9 protein-coding genes are annotated in these 20,255 nt (G+C 63.7%); 6 read left to right on the top strand and 3 right to left on the bottom strand.

The genetic code is table 11. The features are described from left to right. Nucleotides 1-674: 674 nt before the first annotated feature. The 3 genes from G3N95_RS31990 to G3N95_RS31980 all read right to left on the bottom strand — a co-directional run bounded on the left by G3N95_RS31990 (nucleotide 675) and on the right by G3N95_RS31980 (nucleotide 4,543). On the bottom strand, nucleotides 675-2,132 hold the full coding sequence (locus G3N95_RS31990) for a cytochrome c (protein ID WP_241019068.1): 1,458 nt from the start codon (nucleotides 2,130-2,132) through the stop codon (nucleotides 675-677). Nucleotides 2,133-2,134: 2 nt separating this feature from the next. Further along, nucleotides 2,135-3,736 (bottom strand): GMC family oxidoreductase, encoded by a 1,602-nt coding sequence (locus tag G3N95_RS31985; RefSeq protein WP_205974090.1) that lies wholly within the window; start codon nucleotides 3,734-3,736, stop codon nucleotides 2,135-2,137. A gap of 96 nt (nucleotides 3,737-3,832) precedes the next feature. After that, the gene (locus tag G3N95_RS31980) at nucleotides 3,833-4,543 is read right to left on the bottom strand and encodes a sorbitol dehydrogenase family protein (RefSeq protein WP_241019067.1); all 711 of its coding nucleotides are present in this window, start codon (nucleotides 4,541-4,543) and stop codon (nucleotides 3,833-3,835) included. A gap of 410 nt (nucleotides 4,544-4,953) precedes the next feature. Here G3N95_RS31980 and G3N95_RS31975 point away from each other — a divergent pair, with 410 nt between their 5' ends. The 6 genes from G3N95_RS31975 to treZ all read left to right on the top strand — a co-directional run bounded on the left by G3N95_RS31975 (nucleotide 4,954) and on the right by treZ (nucleotide 20,255). Beyond that, nucleotides 4,954-5,604, top strand: coding sequence for a DUF1345 domain-containing protein (locus tag G3N95_RS31975; RefSeq protein WP_205974089.1), 651 nt, complete (start codon nucleotides 4,954-4,956; stop codon nucleotides 5,602-5,604). 493 nt (nucleotides 5,605-6,097) lie between these two features. Further along, complete coding sequence (locus G3N95_RS31970) at nucleotides 6,098-9,532, top strand: maltotransferase domain-containing protein (protein ID WP_205974088.1); 3,435 nt, start codon at nucleotides 6,098-6,100, stop codon at nucleotides 9,530-9,532. A gap of 9 nt (nucleotides 9,533-9,541) precedes the next feature. Beyond that, nucleotides 9,542-12,997 carry a maltose alpha-D-glucosyltransferase gene (gene treS / locus G3N95_RS31965; RefSeq protein WP_205974087.1) on the top strand — a complete coding sequence of 1,152 codons (3,456 nt, stop codon included), beginning with the start codon at nucleotides 9,542-9,544 and terminating at the stop codon, nucleotides 12,995-12,997. Further along, on the top strand, nucleotides 12,990-15,215 hold the full coding sequence (gene glgB, locus G3N95_RS31960) for a 1,4-alpha-glucan branching protein GlgB (protein ID WP_205974086.1): 2,226 nt from the start codon (nucleotides 12,990-12,992) through the stop codon (nucleotides 15,213-15,215). The genes treS and glgB overlap by 8 nt, the downstream gene beginning before the upstream one ends. A gap of 829 nt (nucleotides 15,216-16,044) precedes the next feature. Then, nucleotides 16,045-18,258, top strand: a complete 2,214-nt coding sequence (gene glgX / locus G3N95_RS31955; RefSeq protein ID WP_205974085.1) for a glycogen debranching protein GlgX — start codon at nucleotides 16,045-16,047, stop codon at nucleotides 18,256-18,258. Between the two features lie 86 nt (nucleotides 18,259-18,344). Further along, nucleotides 18,345-20,255: a malto-oligosyltrehalose trehalohydrolase gene (treZ, locus tag G3N95_RS31950; protein WP_205974084.1), complete on the top strand. Its 1,911-nt coding sequence runs from the start codon at nucleotides 18,345-18,347 to the stop codon at nucleotides 20,253-20,255.

The raw sequence follows: 20,255 nt of genomic DNA, 5'->3' as shown, positions 1-20,255 counted from the left end.
ATGCGTTGCCCCTGTGCGGGGCGGCACTTACTTTCTTTGCCGCCGCAAAGAAAGTAAGCAAAGAAAGCGGGCTCACACCGCCAGTGCTAGTCGTTGCCTGCGGGCCCCCAACGGGTCCCGCACTCCACACGGCAACACATTGTTTTGCGCCCGTTGCCAGCGTGCTAACTCACGCATCACCCGCTTCACACTCCCACGTCACGGATCGCGTTACCGAAAGTCCACCGCCGCCCAGGTGGCAAACGGTGTGTAGGCCATCGCGACGGAAGTGCACCACTCCGGACTGAAAAGCGGATCGGTGTCGTAGGGGCGCGAACGCATAGGGTGCGACAACCTACACACCGTTTGCCACCTGGGCGGCGCAGACGGATCGCTGCCGCTGGCTGGGCTGCGGGTGACTGGAGTGGGTGATGCGCCTGTTCGAGGCGCTGGCAACGGGCGCAAAACAATGTGTTGCCGTGTGGAGTGCGGGACCCGTTGGGGGCCCGCAGGCAAATACAAAAGCTAGCGGTGTGAGCGGCTTTCTTTTGCCTACTTTTCTTTGCCGCTGCAAAGAAAAGTAGGTGCCGCCCCGCACAGGGGCAACGCATGAACGACCAACACCAAAACGCGGATGCCAGCGATAAACAACAGCAGCAAAGCAGCAAAGCAGCAACAGCAACAGCCAACACCGCTCACTGCGGCACACCCCGTAACCGACTCACCTCTTCAACACTCACCCGCGCACGCGGGTTCCCAAACTGGGTCGTCACGTAGTTGGCAACAGCAGCGATCTGTTCATCGCTCAAATCCCCCTCGAACGCGGGCATCAGCACATCGACATCCTGAGTCGTGCGGCGCACGCCATGCAAAATCACCATCGCGAGATTATTCGCATCGCTGGCACCCACGACACTGTTATGTATCAACGACGGATAAGCCCCGGGCGCGCTGGCACCGACACCCTCACCCGTCCAGTGATGACAACTCGCACAGTTCGCGAGAAACAGCTGCGCACCATTGACGCCACTCACCCGCATGCCCCGCATCGCAACGACATCGCTGGCAGGCGAGCCCCAATCGGCCCGCATCCGCGACTCGCCCCGGTCGATCGCCTTCAAGGAACGCAGATACGTCGCGATCGACCGCAAGTCTTCACGGTTCAGATACTGCGTGCTGTCGGATACCACGTCGGCCATCGGTCCAGCCGCATTCGCGCGCCCATGCACAACGCCCGTCGACAGATAGCCGATCACATCCTGATCGGACCAATTGCCGATGCCGCTCGTCTTGTGCGGCGTGATGTTATACGCATGCCACCCAGACTGAATTGCACCTGAGAATCGTTCGCTGGTTTTGAGGCCCTGTGTGAAATTGCGCGGCGTATGGCACTCCTCGCAATGCGCGAGCCCTTCGACCAGATACGCACCGCGATTCCATTCGGCGCTCTGCTTCGGATCGGGTACGAAGCGCCCTTCGTCGAAGTTGAACATGTTCCAGAAGACCATCAGCCAGCGCTGGTTGAACGGGAAGCGCAGCTTGTTCGACGGCGGCGTGTAATGCACGGGCACCACCGTGTTCAGGTAGGCGCGGATCGCCTGCACGTCCTGATCGGTGACCTTCGTGTACTCGACATACGGAAACGCCGGATAAAGCCGCTCGCCTTCCTTGCCAATGCCTTCGTGCATCGCGCGCATGAAGTCGGCGTCCGTCCAGCGGCCGATGCCCGTGTCCGGATCGGGCGTGATGTTCGGCGTATAGATCGTGCCGAACGGCGTGTCGATCGCGAGGCCGCCCGCGAACGGACGCCCCTTGTCCGACGTGTGGCAGGCAATGCAGTCGCCCGCTCGCGCCAGGTACTCGCCTCGCTTGACGAGATCGGGACCCGGTCCCGGGACGCCGCCGGCAACCGACGTGGCCTGCGCAATGGCTTCGCCCAGCGGCGATTCGTCGTTGTGATGCGGCTCGGCGTCGTACGCTTCGAGCCACGCGAGATACAGCGCGAACATCGAAAACACCGCCGCAAGCGCCGCCATCTTCCAGACGCGCCGGCGGCTCTTGAGCGCCAGACGCCGGCTCGTCGCGAACACCGTCGCATCGAGATTGCCGCCGTGTCCGTCCGACCGTTTCGCGCGGGACATGTGCTCGTTCATCGTCAGATCTCGCTCTTGAGCTTGTCGGCAAGCTTCAGCGACAGCGCCGCGATGGTCAGCGTGCAGTTCACCGACGCCGCGCCCGGCATCACGCTGCTGCCCGCGATGAACAGGTTCTGATGATCGTGCGTGCGGCAGTCGGCATCGACGACGGAATCGGCGGCGTCGGTGCCCATGATCGTCGTGCCCATGATGTGGTTGTTCGGTGCGAAGTTGTCGTCGAACGACACCTCCGTGCCTTCGAACAGACCGGCGATCTGCGCGTAGAGTTCGTGCGTGTGCGCGGCGCTTTTCTTCACGTAGTCGTTGATCGAGTAGTAGATCTCGGGTTGTGGAATGCCCAGCGCGTCCTTGTGATCGGCGGAAGGCACGATGCGGTTCTGCGGCTCGGGCAAATGCTCGTGGAAGCTGTTGATCACCACCATGCGCGCGGCGCGGTCGCGAATCTGCCGGTCGAGTTCGGCGCCCGTCATCCCGCTCCTGAGCAGCGCGGACGCGATCGCCATCGTCTGCACGCCGTTCGACACATGCAGCTTCTTCGCCGCGTACTCCGAGCGGAACGCGCCATCGCGGAAGTTCACCACCGACGTCATCTCCATCGGCCCGCGTCCCGGCCACAACGATTCGTTCGCGAGAAACGCGATGCCCGTGCCGGGATGATCCATCAGATTGCGCCCCACCTGATCGGAGCGGTTGCCGATGCCGTGTGGAAACACGTCGGAGGTCGACATCAGCATCAGCTTTGGCGTCTCGATGCCGTTCGCCGCGAGCACGAACAGCTTGGCCGTCACGCGCGTGCTGTTGCCGTTCGGATCCTTGTAGTGAACGGCCGTGACGAGCCCTTTGTTGTCCGCTTCGATCCGGTAGACGACGGCCTGCGCAATCAGCTTCGCGCCCGCGCGCTCGGCCTTGTCGACATGCACGATGCCGTTGTACATCGCGCCGATCGGGCAGATCGGCATGCAGTTGTTGTTGCCGCAGCAGGTGGGTCGCGCATCGTAGGAACGGCTGTTGCGCGCGACGGGCTCGGGCACGACCTTGAAGCCGTTCGCGTTCAGCACATCGGAGAAGCGTTGATCCATGTACGACAGCGGCAGCCCTTTCATCGGATACGGCTTCGAGCGCGGCGAGCCCAGATCGACGGGCGCATCGGGCCCGGACACGCCCAGCTGCACTTCCGCCGCGTAGTACCACGGCTCGAGCGTCTCGTACGGATAAGGCCAGTCGCGGCCCACGCCGTACAGCTTCTTCAACTGGAAGTCCGACGGCAACAGACGCCACGTCGCCGCTGCCCAGTGCCATGTCGTGCCTCCGACCAGCCGCACGTACTGCGAGTTGTACGGATAGTCGCCCTTCTGAATCAGATAGTTGTTCGCGGGCGAGTACTGCGGATGCGGCGCGTAAGGCGTCGACGGATACGGCGTCGCGAAGTCCGCTTTCGCCGGCGAATTGCGGAAGTTCTCGACGATCTGTCCGCGCTGCATGCGCGGCCCTGCTTCGAGCAGGATCACCGACGCGCCCGCGAGCGCCATCTGATGCGCGACGAGGCTGCCCGCCACGCCCGAGCCGACTACGACGACGTCGGCGGAATTTGCGTTTGCCATTCTTGCCTCTTGTTTGCCCCAGGCTTTGCGCCTTCTTTTGTGCTCTTCATGCACTGCATCGCGCATCGACGACCAGCCGCGCCGCGCGCGCAGCGGCTATGCATTCGCAGGCTTTCGGGTCCAGTAAAACGGCACGTCGCGGCAATACGACGGGATCGTGAGAATGTCTTTCACAGGCTCGAACATCAGCGCGCGCTCGTACGCGATCACCTGCACGTTCGGCATCTCGCCGACGACCCCGAGATACCACGCGCGCGTGATCGCGCTGACGGTCTTCGCGAGATGCGGCTGCTCGGCCTGCAAGGCCTGCGTGACGATGTCGGACGGCACGCCGCCGTGCGTCTGAATCCAGCTGTTGAGCGCGGCGACGTTCTGCGCGAACTGGTTATCCGCCCGTGACAGCGCGTCATAGGCGCGCTTGCCCTGCACCGTGTCGAAGCTGGTGTGTCCCGTGAGCTTGCCCGAGAGCGCGAGAAACGCGTCGAATCCGCCGCCGGTGGGCGGCGGTGTGTCGGCGAACGCGGGCGCAATACCCGCGACACGGGCGAAGAGATCCGGTAGCGCGCGGTAGCGTGCCGCCGACGCAAACGCGAGGCCGGCTGCCGAAGCAAACGCGCCAAGCATCCATGCCCGGCGGCGTGGCAGACGCGCGCGGCATCGCATGTCGGGCCGACTATCCTGGCATGCGCCATCCGACGGCACGCCGGCTCGCGCTTCGTCGATGCCCGCCGCGTATGCCGCCTCGTGAGCGGCATTGCCGGCGTGCGCGGCATCGGTGCGCGCAGCGTGTCGATCAACATCTGTCATGGGGGCTCCAGATGATGTTTGTATTCGCCCTGCGCGTCTCGCGTCCGGCTGTTGGCAGGACCATGCGAGCACGCGGGGCGTCCGCCCCAATACTGGTCTTGCGCCGCTGTCTTGCGGTCTCTAGTCTGCGGGCGCGGCACGTGCGCGGCGCCAGCGGTTGCGCCGCACGACCGTCGAAGCCCGGTTGTCGAAAGTCCTGCCGCTCTTGCATGCTCGCCGGGTGCCACGCGCGAGAACGAAGCAACCGTGAAAGCCGCATGCAAGGCCAATGAGCAAAACTGCGGGAAAACTATAACGTCCAGGCACCCATTTCGACAAATCATGCAGCATACAGACGTAGAATCGCCGCAACCTTCCGAGTCGCATCGCGACATACCGTTGTCACAACATGCTGCCAGGAGCGCGCGCCAATGAGTGTCTATCCGCAGGTACTGCGCAACCGCCCGCGCATGGTCACCGGACTCTTCATCGGCGTGCTGATGGGCGTGCTGCTCGCCGGCGTGCACATGCGTCCGATGATCCGCGTGCTCGTCTCGTGGGACTTCGCCGTGTGGACCTATCTCGCGCTGATGTGGATCGAGATGGCGCGCGCCGATCACGAACGCGTGCGCGACATCGCCCAGCGTGAAGACGAAAATGCCGTCGTCGTACTGGCCATCGTCTGTCTCGCGACGGTGGCGAGCATCGTCGCAATCGTGCTGGAACTGGCGTCGTCGAAAGGCAGTACGGGCCTGTCGCACTACGTCGTGACGGGCGTCACGTTGATCGGCGCGTGGTTCCTGATACCGACCATCTTCACGCTGCACTACGCCCGCCTGCACTTCGCCGCGGGCCAGCAGGAAACGGCGCTCAAGTTTCCCGACCACAAGCTCGATCCGAACTACTGGGACTTTCTGTATTTCTCGTTCACGATCGCCGTCGCGTCGCAGACGTCGGACGTCGTGCTGCGCTCACGCGAGGTGCGCCGCGCGGCGCTCGCGCAGTCGGTGCTGTCGTTCTACTTCAACGTGGCCGTGCTCGGGCTGTGCATCAACATGGCCGCGGGCCTGCTCGGGTCCTAGCCCAACGCTTTGCTGCCTCCGATGCGCGGCTATGGCAACATGCCATGTAACAGCCGCCCGGCGACACGCCCGAATTACACGTCTTCCTCTCTTTTCGCGGCGTCATTCGTATGAACGACGCCGCGTATGCATCCGCTGCATCGTGCCGTATCGGGCTAGCCAGCCGTCGCCGTCCGCATGTCTGCGTTTCAGTTGAGCCTGTCCTGTCTTACCTTCTGGCATAACGCTTGCTCCTTACCCGCCTGTCGACCTGGTTTCTGACCGATGACATGCAGCGCGAACCCGCCCGAACCGTCGTCCTTATCGGACAGTTCGCAGACAGTTTGAACTGACTTTGAACTGACGCGCCGCATGTCGATCAATGCACTACATTGAGCAGTACGCGCCGTCGCAGGACGCATCGCGCGGCATCCGGCTCTGAAGCCTAATAGGCGGTCGTGATCGCATGAATATGCATCCACGCCGCAAAGCAGGACGAATCTGGAAACGACCGATGGAAGCTCCTCACGCCTATGCGCCGCGGATTTACTTCGTTCATTCTCCCCTCGTCGGACGGTTGGATGCGTGGCCCGCGCAATTCGCGCATGCGGCCGCGCTCGGTTTCGATCATGTGTTGATCGGCGGGCTGTTCCAGCCGGGGCAGGCAGGCCATGCGCAGATCGTCAGCGATCATGCGCGGCTGCATCCCGCGCTCGCCACCGACCAACCCGCGCACGACGTGCTGCAACGTCTCGCCGAAACAGCGAGTCAGCATGGCCTCACCTTGCTCGTCGATCTCGTGATCGACCGCGCCGCCGCCGACGGTCAGCTCTATCGCGAGCATCGCGACTGGTTTCATCCGTTCGAGCCGGAAGAAGCGCGGCTCGATCCGCGTCATGCGCGTCATGAAGACAACGTCGCGTATGCGAATTTCAGCACCGAGCATGTGGCTGCGCCGTTGATCGACTGGTGGGCGCACACGCTCGATGCGCTCGCCGACGCGGGCATCGGCGGCTTCCGGTTCGACTCGCCGCATCGCGTACCCGTGTTCGCGTGGCGGCGGCTGCTGGATACCGTGCGCGCGTCGCGCCATCCGTCGACGCGCTTTCTCGCCGCCACCCCCGGTCTGGTGCGTTCGGACATCGTTGCGCTCGAAGGCGTGGGCTTCGATGCCGTGTTCTCGTCGTCGCGCTGGTGGGACTTCCGCGCGCCGTGGATGCTCGACGAGCGTACCGCGCTGACGTGCGCCGGCTCGCCCATCGCCTTTCCCGAAGCGCCGTACGGCACGCGCCTCGCGGCGGACCTCGAACAGGTGCACGACTCCGCCATCGTCGAGCGCGCGTATCGCCGTGCGTTGCTGACGGCCGTGTCGACGGGCACAGGTTGGCTGATGCCGATGGGCTTCGAATACGGTATCGCCGAGCCGATCTCGCATACGCTCGGCGACGCCGGCCATTACGCGAGCCTGCGTGGCGCGGCGCGCTTCGATCTCACCGAGCGCGTTCGTCATGCAAATGCGATTGCGCGCGACACGTGGTCGTTGCAAACGAATGGCGAGCTGCGTTCGCTGTCCGGTCCCGACACGCATGCCGCGCTGCTGCTGCGCGGCGACCAGCGCGATCTGCGCGATGCGGACGAAGCCGTGCTGATCGCGATCAATCCCGAACTGGGCACGCCCGTGCGTATCGATCCCGCGCGCTTTCTCGACGGCGTGCCGGGCGGCTTCACGCGCTTCGTCGCGCTCGGCACGGAAACGCACAGCGCGCCGCAACCGCTCACGCCGTTCACGCTGCCGCCGGGCGCATGCCGCCTGTTCCGCGCGGTCGCCGAAAAGCCGGTCGTGCTCGCACCGCCCATCGACAAGCAGAACACGAAGACCTCCGGCCACAAGAGCGTGCTCGATGCGATCGCGACTTCGCGCGTGGCGATCGAAAGCGTGTCGCCTTCCGTCGATCACGGGCGCTTTCCCGCCAAGCGCATCGTCGGCGAACGGGTGCACGTGACGGCCTCCGTGTTCGCGGAAGGCCACGACAAGATCGCGGCTGCGGTGATCTGGCGCGCCGCCGACGAAACCGCGTGGCACGAAACGCCGATGACGCCCGCGCAGCCGGCCGGCAACGACATCTGGGAGGCACGCATTGCGCTCGAACGCCTCGGGCGTCACGAGTTCACTGTGATCGCGTGGCGCGACGATTTCGCGTCGCTGGTCGATCACATGCAGAAGAAGCTGAAGGCGGATCAATCGGTCGATCTCGAAGTCGAGGAGGCGAAGCATCTGTTCGCGCTCGCACTGGCCGAAGCGGAAACCGCCGAAGGTTCGGAGCCGCAGCAGCTCGAAGCGATCGTCAAGGAGTTCATGAAAGCCGACATCGGCGAGCGTCTCGCGATCGTTCTCGCGCCGACCACGGCTGAAGCGTTCGCCGCCGCGCGCCATCGTCCGGGGCTGTCGCGCGATCCGATCGTCTATCGCATCGACGCCGAACGCGCGGGCGCGCGCTTCGGCAGCTGGTACGAGATCTTCCCGCGCTCGATGAGCGACGACGAGCATCGGCACGGCAACTTCGACGACGTTACGGCCAAACTGCCGCGCATCCGCGACATGGGTTTCGACGTGCTGTACTTCCCGCCCATTCATCCCATCGGCATTGCCAACCGCAAGGGCCGCAACAACACGCTCACGCCGGGACCGGATGACGTGGGCAGTCCGTATGCGATCGGCGGCGCAGCAGGCGGCCACGATGCAGTGCATCCGCAGCTCGGCACGCTCGACGACTTCAAACGCATGCTCGCCGCCGCGCACGATCATGGCCTGGAAATCGCACTCGACTTCGCGATTCAATGTTCGCCCGATCACCCATGGCTGAAGCAGCACCCGACATGGTTCGCATGGCGCCCCGACGGCACGCTGCGCTACGCGGAGAATCCGCCGAAGAAGTATCAGGACATCGTGAATCCGGACTTCTATGCGCGCGACGCGAAGCCCGAGTTGTGGATCTCGCTGCGCGACGTGATCCTGTTCTGGATCGACGCGGGCGTGCGCATTTTCCGCGTCGACAATCCGCATACGAAACCCTTCCCGTTCTGGGAATGGATGATCAACGACGTGCGCGCGCGGCACCCCGACGTGATCTTCCTGTCGGAAGCGTTCACGCGTCCGCGCGTGATGGCGCGGCTCGCGAAGCTCGGTTTCTCGCAGTCGTACACGTACTTCACGTGGCGCGAATCGAAGCGCGACTTCACCGAGTATCTGACGGAACTCACGCAGACCAATCTGCGCGACTTCTTCCGGCCTAACTTCTTCGTGAACACGCCGGACATCAACCCGCGTCATCTGCAAAGGCAAGGACGTCCGGGTTTCCTGATTCGCGCGGCGCTCGCGACGATGCTGTCGGGACTGTGGGGCGTGTATAGCGGTTTCGAACTGTGCGAAGCCGCCGCGTTGCCGAACAGCGAAGAGTATCTGGATTCGGAGAAGTATCAGATCCGAGCGTGGGACTGGAACCGGCCCGGCAACATCGTGCGCGAGATCACGGAGCTGAACCGCATCCGCCGCACGAATCCGGCGCTGCACACGCATCTGAACCTCACGTTCCTGCCGGCGCACAACGATCACATCCTGTTCTTCGAAAAGGCCACGGAAGCGCGCGACAACGTAATCATCGTCGCGATCAATCTCGATCCGCACAACGAGCAGGGCGCGGATATCGAGTTGTCGTGGTCGACGTTCAACCGCTGGGGGCTGCACGATCACAGCACCATCGACGTGATCGACCAGATGACGGGCGAGCGGTTTCAATGGCAGAGCCGATGGCAACACGTGCGGCTCGATCCCGGCACGCGGCCGTTCGCGATCTGGCGCATTGCGCCCGCGGGCGGGCTGCCGCGCGAGGCCGTTCCCGACGAAGCCGACGCTCATCGGGCCGCCCATGACACGACATTCAATGAATGAAGGTGCGATATGAAACGTGACGATCCCGCAGAAAGCACGTCGCAGGCCCATATCACCGACACGACGGCAGCCGCGCCATCGAAGCCGCATGCGGCACGGCGCGGCAAAGTGTCGACGCTCTCGGACGATCCGCTCTGGTACAAGGACGCGATCATCTACCAGGTGCACATCAAGTCGTTCTTCGATGCGAACAACGACGGCGTCGGCGATTTCCCCGGCTTGATCGCGAAGCTCGACTACATCGCGGAACTGGGCGTGAGCGCGATCTGGCTGCTGCCGTTCTATCCGTCGCCGCGCCGCGACGACGGCTACGACATCGCCGACTATCGCAACGTACACCCGGACTACGGCTCGCTCGGCGACGTCAAGCGCTTCATTCAGGAAGCGCACGCACGCGGGTTGCATGTGATCACGGAGCTCGTCATCAACCACACGTCGGATCAGCATCCGTGGTTCCAGCGCGCGCGGCGCGCGAAGCCGGGCTCGAATCATCGCAACTACTACGTGTGGTCGGACACAGACAAGAAGTACGAACAGACGCGCATCATCTTCATCGACACGGAGCCGTCGAACTGGACCCACGATCCCGTCGCGGGTCAGTACTATTGGCACCGCTTCTATTCGCATCAGCCCGACCTGAACTTCGACAACCCCGCCGTGATGCGCGAAGTGCTGCAGGTGATGCGCTTCTGGCTCGACATGGGTATCGACGGTCTGCGGCTCGATGCCGTGCCGTACCTCGTCGAACGCGAAGGCACGAACAACGAGAACCTGCCGGAAACGCACGCTATTTTGAAGAAGATTCGCGCGACCATCGACGCCGAGTATCCGAACCGGATGCTGCTCGCCGAGGCGAACCAGTGGCCGGAAGACGTGCAGGAATATTTCGGCAACGAAGACGAATGCCATATGGCGTTCCACTTCCCGCTGATGCCGCGCATCTACATGTCGATCGCGAGCGAGGACCGCTTCCCGATCACCGACATCATGAAGCAGACGCCGGATCTCCCCGAAACGAATCAGTGGGCGATCTTCCTGCGCAATCACGATGAACTCACGCTCGAAATGGTCACCGACTCCGAGCGCGACTACTTGTGGAACACCTATGCGAGCGACCGCCGCGCGCGCCTGAATCTCGGCATCCGCCGACGCCTCGCACCGCTGATGGAACGCGACCGCCGCCGCATCGAACTGATCAATTCGCTGCTGCTGTCGATGCCGGGCACGCCCGTCATCTATTACGGCGACGAACTCGGCATGGGCGACAACATCCACCTCGGCGACCGCGACGGCGTGCGCACGCCGATGCAGTGGTCGTCGGACCGGAACGGCGGCTTCTCGCGCGCCGACCCCGAGCAGCTCGTGCTGCCGCCCGTGATGGGCGCACTGTACGGCTTCGACGCCGTCAACGTCGAAGCGCAGAGCCGCGATCCGCATTCGCTGCTGAACTGGACGCGCCGCATGCTCGCGACGCGCCGCTCGAAGCACACGTTCGGGCGCGGCACGATCCGCTTCCTGAAGCCGAGCAACCGCAAGATCCTCGCGTATCTGCGCGAGCTGCCCGGCGAGCCGCCCATTCTGTGCGTCGCGAACCTGTCGCGCGCGCCGCAGGCGGTCGAACTCGATCTGTCCGAATTCAACGGCGCCACGCCGATCGAAATGACGGCCGATTCCATCTTCCCGCGCATCGGCCAGTTGACGTATCTGCTGACGTTCCCGCCGTATGGCTTCCTGTGGTTCCTTCTCTGCGAAGGCCAGGACCGTCCGACATGGAGCCAGCCGCCTTCCGAGCCGCTGCCCGATTTCGTGACCATCGTGATCCGCGAAGGCCAGACGGGTCCGACGCCCGAGAACGTGCGGCTGCTCGAATCGGAAGTGCTGCCGTCTTGGCTGGGACGCCGCCGCTGGTTTGCATCGAAGGATCAGAAGATGCATGCCGTGCGGCTCGCCGCGCTCACCACGATTCCCGAAGCGGGCTTTGCTTTCACGGAAATCGAAGCGGACGTGGGCAGCCACACCGAACGTTATGTGCTGCCCATTGCGATCTCGTGGGGTGCCGACACGACCACCCCGCTCTTCATGCAGCTCGCGCTCGCGCGCGTGCGCCGCGGCCGCAACGTCGGGCATCTGACGGACGCGTTCGCACTGCCGCTGTTCGCGTACGGCACGTTGCGCAAGCTGCGCGAGCGCGCCGCCGTGCCGACGGTGCAGAAGAGCACGATCCACTTCATTCCGACGGACCGTTTCGCCGAACTCGAACTGGACGATCAGCCCGAAATCCGCTGGCTCGCAGCCGAGCAGAGCAACAGTTCGCTCGTGATCGCCGACAAGGTGGTGCTGAAGCTCGTGCGGCGCCTGCTGAAGGGCGTGCATCCGGAAGCGGAAATGACCCGCTATCTGACGCAGCTCGGCTACGCGAACACGGCGCCGCTGATCGGCGAAGTGGTACGCGTCGATCCGGAGAACGTGCCGCATACGCTGTGCATCCTGCAAGGCTTCGTCGACAACCAGGGCGATGCGTGGAACTGGGCGCTCGACACGCTGCGCCGTTCGATCGACGAGCTCGCGCTCGTGATGGACGGCAGCGATGCGAACCAGGCGAACCAGGATCGCGTGAACGAGGAAGAGGCGATCGAAGGTTACGCGTCGTACATGGGCATCATCGGCAAGCGGCTCGGCGAGCTGCACGTGGCGCTCTCGACGCCTTCGGACAATCCCGCGTTCGATCCCGAACCCGCCGACGCGAAGCAGGTGCAGGCGTGGATCGACGGCACGCAGAAGTTGCTCGCCACCGCGCTCGAACTGCTCGCAAAGAACGTCGATCACCTCGGCGAGGATGCGGCGCTGCTCGGACACAGCATTCTCGATCGCAAGGGCAAGCTCGTCGAAGCGGTGTCGAAGCTTGTGACGCCCGATGCGCATGCGCTGCGCACGCGCATTCACGGCGACTTCCATCTGGGCCAGGTGCTGGTGTCGCAAGGCGACGCGTTCCTGATCGACTTCGAAGGCGAGCCCGCGCGCGAACTCGAAGAACGGCGCGCGAAATCGAGCCCGCTGCGCGACGTCGCGGGGCTGCTGCGTTCGCTGTCGTATGCAAGCGCCGCCGCGCAATCGACGATGGAAGCCGCGCCGCAAATGACGGCCGACCGCAAGCGCGCGTTGTTCGAGCGCTTCCGTGCCGCCGCCGCCGAGGCGTTCCTCGATCAGTACCGCACCGCGACGCAGGCGGCAGCGCAGCCGCTCGTCGCGCCTGAGCACGAACAGGCGCTGCTCGATCTGTTCCTGATCGAGAAGGCCGCCTATGAAATCCGCTATGAGGCAGCCAACCGGCCGACGTGGCTCAGCTTGCCGGTGCGCGGACTCGCCGCGCTGACGAGCCGGCTGCTCGGCGACACGGGCGCCGCACCGCATTCGCCATCGGCTGCCTCGACGCCGCCAGAAGGATCAGAGGGTGACTATGAGTGAGCATCACAACGTTCAACTTGAGGCTGCCGGTCTGAATCGCGTGGATCTGGATGCGCTCGTCGATGCGCGCCATCACGATCCGTTTTCGCAACTGGGCATGCACCAGACGGACGCGGGTCCCGTCGTTCGCGTGATGTTGCCGAACGCGACGCGCGTCTCGGTGATCGCGCGCGACAATGGCCGGCTGCTCGGCGAACTGGAACAGCTGCATCCGGGCGGCCTGTTCGCGGGGCCCGTGAGCGAGGCCGTGGCTTATCGCTTGCGGATCGACTGGCATGGCTCCGTTCAGGAGATCGAAGACACCTATTCGTTCGGTCCGGTGCTCGGCGATGAGCCGTTGCAGCGCGTCGCGTGGGGCGATCCGTATGCGGTGCTCGAATGCCTCGGTTCGCGGCCCTACACGGCCGACGGCGTACCGGGCGTGCGCTTCGCCGTGTGGGCGCCGAATGCGCGGCGCGTGTCGGTGGTGGGCGACTTCAACTCGTGGGACGGCCGCCGGCATCCGATGCGTCTGCGTCATCAGGCGGGTGTGTGGGAACTGTTCGTGCCGCGCATCGGTGCGGGCACGCGATACAAGTACGAGATGCTGACGCGCGACGGGCATCCGTTGCCGCTCAAGGCCGACCCTTGCGCGATGCAGACGGAGAAGCCGCCCGCGACGGCGTCCATCGTCGCGCATGTGGAAGAGGTCGAACATTTCCCGTGGACGGACGGCGACTGGATGCAGACGCGCGCGGGCAAGCAGACGGCGCAATCGGCGATTTCGATTTACGAGGTACACGCGGAATCGTGGCTGCGCATCGCGGAGGAAGGGCATCGCGGCCTGAACTGGTCGGAACTGGCGGATCGCCTGATTCCATATGCGAAAGAAATGGGCTTCACGCATATCGAGTTCATGCCGGTGGCCGAGCATCCGTTCGGCGGATCATGGGGTTATCAACCGCTGTCGCAGTTCGCGCCGTCCGCGCGCTTCGGCACGCCGGAGCAGTTCGCGGGCTTCGTGAACCGCGCGCACGAAGCGGGACTCGGCGTGATTCTCGACTGGGTGCCCGCGCACTTCCCGAACGATTCGCACGGGCTGGTGGAGTTCGACGGCACGCCGCTTTACGAGCATGCCGATCCGCGCGAGGGCTATCACCAGGACTGGAACACGATGATCTACAACCTCGGCCGCAACGAGGTGAGTGCGTTCCTGATCGCTTCGGCGCTGGCCTGGTTGAAGCGCTATCACGTCGACGGCTTGCGTGTGGATGCTGTCGCATCGATGCTTTATCGCGACTATTCACGCGCGGCGGGCGAGTGGGTGCCGAACGTGTATGGCGGGCGCGAGAATCTCGAGTCGATCGCGTTCCTCAAGCGCCTGAATCACGAAGTGCAGCACATGCCGGACGTGCACGGCGCGATCACGATCGCGGAGGAATCGACCGCATGGCCGGGCGTGACGGCGCGCACGGAGGATGGCGGACTGGGCTTCCAGTTCAAGTGGAACATGGGCTGGATGCACGACACGCTGCACTACATGCATGAAGACCCGATCAATCGGCAATGGCATCACCACAACATGACGTTTGCGATGGTGTATGCGTATTCGGAGAAGTTCGTGCTGCCTTTGTCGCACGATGAAGTCGTGCATGGAAAGGGATCGCTGCTGGGCAAGATGCCGGGCGATCGCTGGCAGAAGTTTGCGAATCTGCGTGCGTACTTTGCGTTCATGTGGACGCATCCTGGCAAGAAGCTGATGTTCATGGGCGGCGAGTTCGGGCAGATGGCCGAGTTCGATCACGACGGATCGCCGCATTGGCATCTGCTCGACGATGAGTTGCACCATGGGGTGCAACGTCTGGTGCGCGATTTGAACCGGCTGTATCGCGAGGAACCGGCGTTGCATCGGCTCGATACGGAGCCGGGCGGGTTCGAGTGGATCATCGGCGACGACAGCGCGAATTCCGTTTTTGCCTGGCGGCGCGTGGATGGCGCGGGGCGCGAGTTGATCACCGTGTGCAACTTTACGCCGGTGCCACGGCATGGCTATCGGGTTGGGATGCCCCGGCCGGGGCGGTGGGTCGAAGTTGTTAATACCGATGCCGGGGTTTATGGTGGATCTAATGTTGGTAACGGTGGTGTCATCTATACAGATGAGGTGGCGGTGCATGGGCGTCCGCAGTCGGCCGCTTTGGTTTTGCCGCCTTTAGGGACTGTTGTGCTCAGGGCTGATTGAGGTTGGGTGTGGGTGGGTGTGGGTGGGTGTGGTTGGCTGTTGTTGTCGCTGGCATCCGCGATTGCATGTCGGTGTTCAGGCGTCGCCCCTGTGCGGGGCAGCACCTACTTTTCTTTGCAGCGGCAAAGAAAAGTAGGCAAAAGAAAGCCGCTAACACCGCCAGCACTTGTGCTTGCCTGCGGGCCCCCAACCGGTCCCGCACTCCACACGGCAACACATTGTTTTGTGCGCGTTGCCAACGCGCTGAGCAAGCGCATCACCCGCTCCACGCACCCATAGTGCAGCAGCGCCAGCGATTCGTCTGTGCAGCCCAGGTGGCAAACTGTGTGTAGGCCGTCCCGATCGAAGTGCACCACTCCGGACTGAAAAGCGGGATCGGTGTCGTAAGAGCGCCACGCATGCGGCGCGACTACCTACACACAGTTTGCCACCTGGGCGGCGGTCGAATTCTGGTAACTCAGGCCGTGACGCGGGAGTGTGAAGCGGGTGATGCATCAGTTAGCACGATGGCAACGGCGGAAGATAGTGCGATGCCGTGTGAAGTGCGGGACCCGTTGGGGGCCCGCAGGCAAGCACAAGTGCTGGCGGTGTGAGCGGCTTTCTTTTGCCTACTTTTCTTTGCCGCTGCAAAGAAAAGTAGGTGCTGCCCCGCACAGGGGCGACGCATGAAGTACGAAGGCAAAACGCGGATGCCAGCGAAAGCGAAACCAAAACCAAAACCACAGAGCAAGAGCCAAAAGGCGTAGCCCGCGCCGAGAAGGCAAACCAACTCTAGGAGGGCAAAGTAAAAGACCGCTTGCAAAGCTTAAAAAACAAAACAGGATTTGCCATGCCGCACGTACTTCCAGACCGTTTGTTGCCGGGCAACCCTTACCCGCTGGGTTCAAGCTGGGACGGCTTAGGCGTAAACTTCGCCGTCTTCTCGGCGAACGCCCACCGTATAGAACTCTGCCTCTTCGAACCGACAGGCAGAAAAGAACTGAAGCGCTATGCGCTTCCCGAATGCACCGACGAAGTCTGGCACGGCTACCTGCCGCACGCGCATCCCGGCACGGTCTACGCCTTCAGGGCCCACGGCCCGTACCAACCGCAACACGGGCATCGCTTCAATCCGCACAAGCTGCTGCTCGACCCGTACGCTCGAAAACTCGTCGGACAGTTCCGATGGTCCGATGCGCTGTTCAGCTATCGCGTGCATTCGAACAGAATGGATCTGTCGATCGACCGTCGCGACTCGGCACCCGCCATGCCCAAATGCGTCGTCGTCGACGAAGCCTTCGACTGGTCGCACGACACACGCCCCAACGTGCCGTGGAACGAAACCGTTATCTACGAGACACACGTGCGCGGTGCATCGATGTTGCGCAAGGATCTCCGCGCGCCCGAACGCGGCACGTTCGCCGCACTCGCATCGCCGGAATTCATCGAGCATCTGCTGAAACTCGGCGTCACGGCCGTCGAACTGCTGCCCGTGCACGCATTCCTGAACGACCGCTTCCTCGTCGAGCGCGGACTGCGCAACTACTGGGGCTACAACACGGCCGCGTTCTTTGCACCCGAGCCGTCGTATCTGTCCGCACACCGGCTCGATGAAATGCGCATCGCCGTCCGTCAACTGCACGCGGCAGGAATCGAGGTGATACTCGACGTCGTCTACAACCACACGTGCGAAGGCAATGAAATGGGCCCCACCGTGTCGTGGCGAGGACTCGACAACGCCAGCTATTACCGCCTCATTCCAGGCGATGAACGCCATCACATCAACGACACCGGCTGCGGCAATACGCTCAACGTGCCCCACCCGCGCGTGCTGCAAATGGTGATGGACTCGCTGCGCTACTGGTCGACGGCGTTCAATATCGACGGCTTCCGTTTCGATCTCGGCGTCACGCTCGGGCGCGAGCATTCCGGCTTCGATCCCGGTTCGGGTTTCTTCGACGCGCTCCGGCAAGACCCTGTCCTGTCGCAGCGCAAGCTGATCTCCGAGCCGTGGGACATCGGCCCTGGCGGCTATCAGCTCGGCAATCATCCGCCCGGCGTGAGCGAATGGAACGACCGTTTCCGCGATTCCGTGCGGCGCTTCTGGCGCGGCGATGCCGGTATGCGGCCCGATCTCGCCGCGCGCCTGACGGGCTCAGCGGATCTGTTCAACCGCCGCTTTCGCAAGCCCACGGCGTCGATCAACTTCGTCACCTCGCACGACGGCTTCACGCTGGCCGATCTCGTGTCGTACTCGCAGAAGCACAACGAGATCAACAACGAAAACAATAACGACGGCCACAACGAGAATTTCGGCTCGAACTGGGGCATCGAAGGCCCGACCGACGAACCCGCCATCGCCGAAACGCGCGAGCGCGTGTCGCGTTCGCTGATCGCGACGCTGTTCGTCGCGCTCGGCACCCCGATGATGCTCGCCGGCGACGAAATGGGCCGCACGCAGCGCGGCAACAACAACGCGTACTGCCAGGACAACGAAATTTCGTGGGTAGATTGGGAGCGTGCCGCGCTCCCACACGGGCGCAAAATGTCTATGTTCTTCGCGCGCATCATCGCGTTGCGAAAACAGCACCCACTGTTGCGCGAAAACCGCTTCCTGTTCGGCGATCGCGAAGTGTTGCCCGGCCTCTACGACGTCGGCTGGTTCGACGAGCACGGCGAAGCGCTGACCATCGAAGCCTGGCAGGACCCGGAAGGCCGGGCGTTCACGCTGCGGCGCGCAGGCGCAGGCCTCAATGGAGAAACGGAAGTATTGTTGATGATGTTGAACGCAGCGGCGACGGCGCTGCGTTTTACGCCGCCTCCGCCGCACCTGGAATGGCATGTGCTGCTGGATACGGCGGACCCGGAGGCGCCGCCCGCGCCGCTCGCGACGCCCGATCTGGAAGTTGCCGCGCACAGCATGGTCGTGCTCGCCGCGCAGCCGACGGGCGATGCGGATTGGCAGGCAAGCTGGCGCGCGGGCGCGCAGTACGGTCCACGTCTGTTGACGGCGCTGCCGCCGGACCCGGGCACGTCGATGCCGGATCCGGAGCAGTCCGGCTAGGCGCGTGCGTCCGACTATCGAATGAATGCCGATGCTGATTGTACGAATGAGTACACCCGTCAGCATGCCGACGAATGGTGACAAACATGCATGAACGTCCGATCGACCCTCACGCGCATCATTACGCGCACTGCCTGCCGTTCGGCGCGCAGTTGCTCGGCGCGGCGAGCGCGAAGCCGCGCACGCGCTTCCGGCTGTGGGCGCCTTCGTGCGCGAAGGCGCAGGTCGCCGTCGAAAGCAGCCCGAGCCAGCAGGCATCCGGCACGCACGACATGAGCCCGACGGGCAATGGCTGGTTCGAGGCAGAAATCGACTGCAACGCGGGCACGTTGTATCGCTACAAGCTCGACGGGGCACTGCTGATACCCGACCCCGCGTCGCGCTTCCAGCCGCAAGACGTGCACGGACCGAGCGAAGTGATCGATCCGCGCACGTACACGTGGCAACACACGAACTGGTGCGGCCGGCCGTGGGAAGAAACGGTGCTGTATGAGCTGCACGTCGGCGCGCTGGGCGGTTATACAGGCGTGATGAAGCGTCTGCCCGCGATCGCCGCGCTCGGCGTCACCGCAATCGAACTGATGCCGCTCAACGATTTCTCCGGCACGCGTAACTGGGGCTACGACGGCGTGCTGCCGTATGCGCCCGATTCCGCATACGGACGCCCCGACGATCTGAAAGCGCTGATCGACGCCGCGCACGGTCATGGTCTCGCGGTGTTTCTCGACGTCGTCTACAACCACTTCGGCCCGGACGGCAACTATCTGCAGCAGTACGCGAAGCCCTTCTTCCGCGAGGGCACGCATACGCCGTGGGGGCCCGCAATCGACTTCGCGCGCAGCGAGGTAAGCGAGTTCTTCTGCGACAACGCGCTGTACTGGCTCAACGAGTATCGTTTCGACGGTCTGCGCCTCGACGCCGTGCATGCGATCGACAACGACGACTGGCTGCGCAGTTTTTCCGATCACGTGCGCGCGCATGTGCAACATGGCCGTCATGTGCATCTCGTGCTGGAAAACGAGCGCAACACGGCGAACCTGCTCGACACGCATTTCACCGCGCAATGGAACGACGACGCGCACAACACGCTGCACGTGCTGCTGACGGGCGAACACGAGGGCTATTACGCCGCCTACGCCGACCAGCCGATACAGAAGCTCGCGAAAATTCTCGGCAGCGGTTTCGGCTATCAGGGCGACCCTTCGCCGATCCACGACGGCAAGCCGCGCGGCCAGCCCAGCGGCCATCTGTCACCGGCTTCGTTCGTGGCGTTTCTGCAGAACCACGACCAGATCGGCAATCGTGCAATGGGCGAGCGTCTGCGCTCGCTCTGCTCCGACGATGCACTGCGCGCTGCGACGGGCCTGTTGCTGCTGTCGCCGCAAATACCGCTGCTGTTCATGGACGAAGAGTACGGCTCGACACAGCCGTTCCTGTTCTTCACCGACTACACCGGCGATCTCGCGAATGCCGTGCGCGAAGGACGCCGCAAGGAATTCGCGCGCTTTTCCGCGTTCGCGGACGAGAAACGCCGCGCATTGATTCCCGATCCGAACGATCCGCAGACGCTCGTCAAATCGTCGCCTGTCGAACGTCACGGCGATTCGCCCGAGTACAAGGACGCGCTCGACTGGATGCATTTCTACAAGTCGGCGCTCGCCGTGCGCGCCAAGCTGATCGCGCCGCGTCTCAAGCACGCCAAGCCGCTCGGTGCGAGCGTGCTGGAGGCCTCCGGCCCACAGCACACTAACGCGCTCGTCGCGCGCTGGAAACTCGCCGACGGCGAGACGCTGTCGATCGCGCTGAATCTCGGCAAGGACACCGTGCGGCTCGACGAGCGTCCCGCAGGCAAGGTGATCTTCGAGACGCCGCCGCGTGTGCGAGATCGCGTGGACACGGGCGAGTTGCCGTCGACCGCATTCGTCGCGTGGCTGACGGGCGACGTCAGCGAATACGCGGTCGGTCATGACGCGCGCAAGCACGTTCAAGAGGAGTGA

It is taken from the genome of Paraburkholderia sp. Tr-20389 (assembly GCF_017104565.1).
Taxonomy (GTDB): domain Bacteria; phylum Pseudomonadota; class Gammaproteobacteria; order Burkholderiales; family Burkholderiaceae; genus Paraburkholderia.
This window is presented reverse-complemented; position numbering and strand designations above follow the sequence as displayed.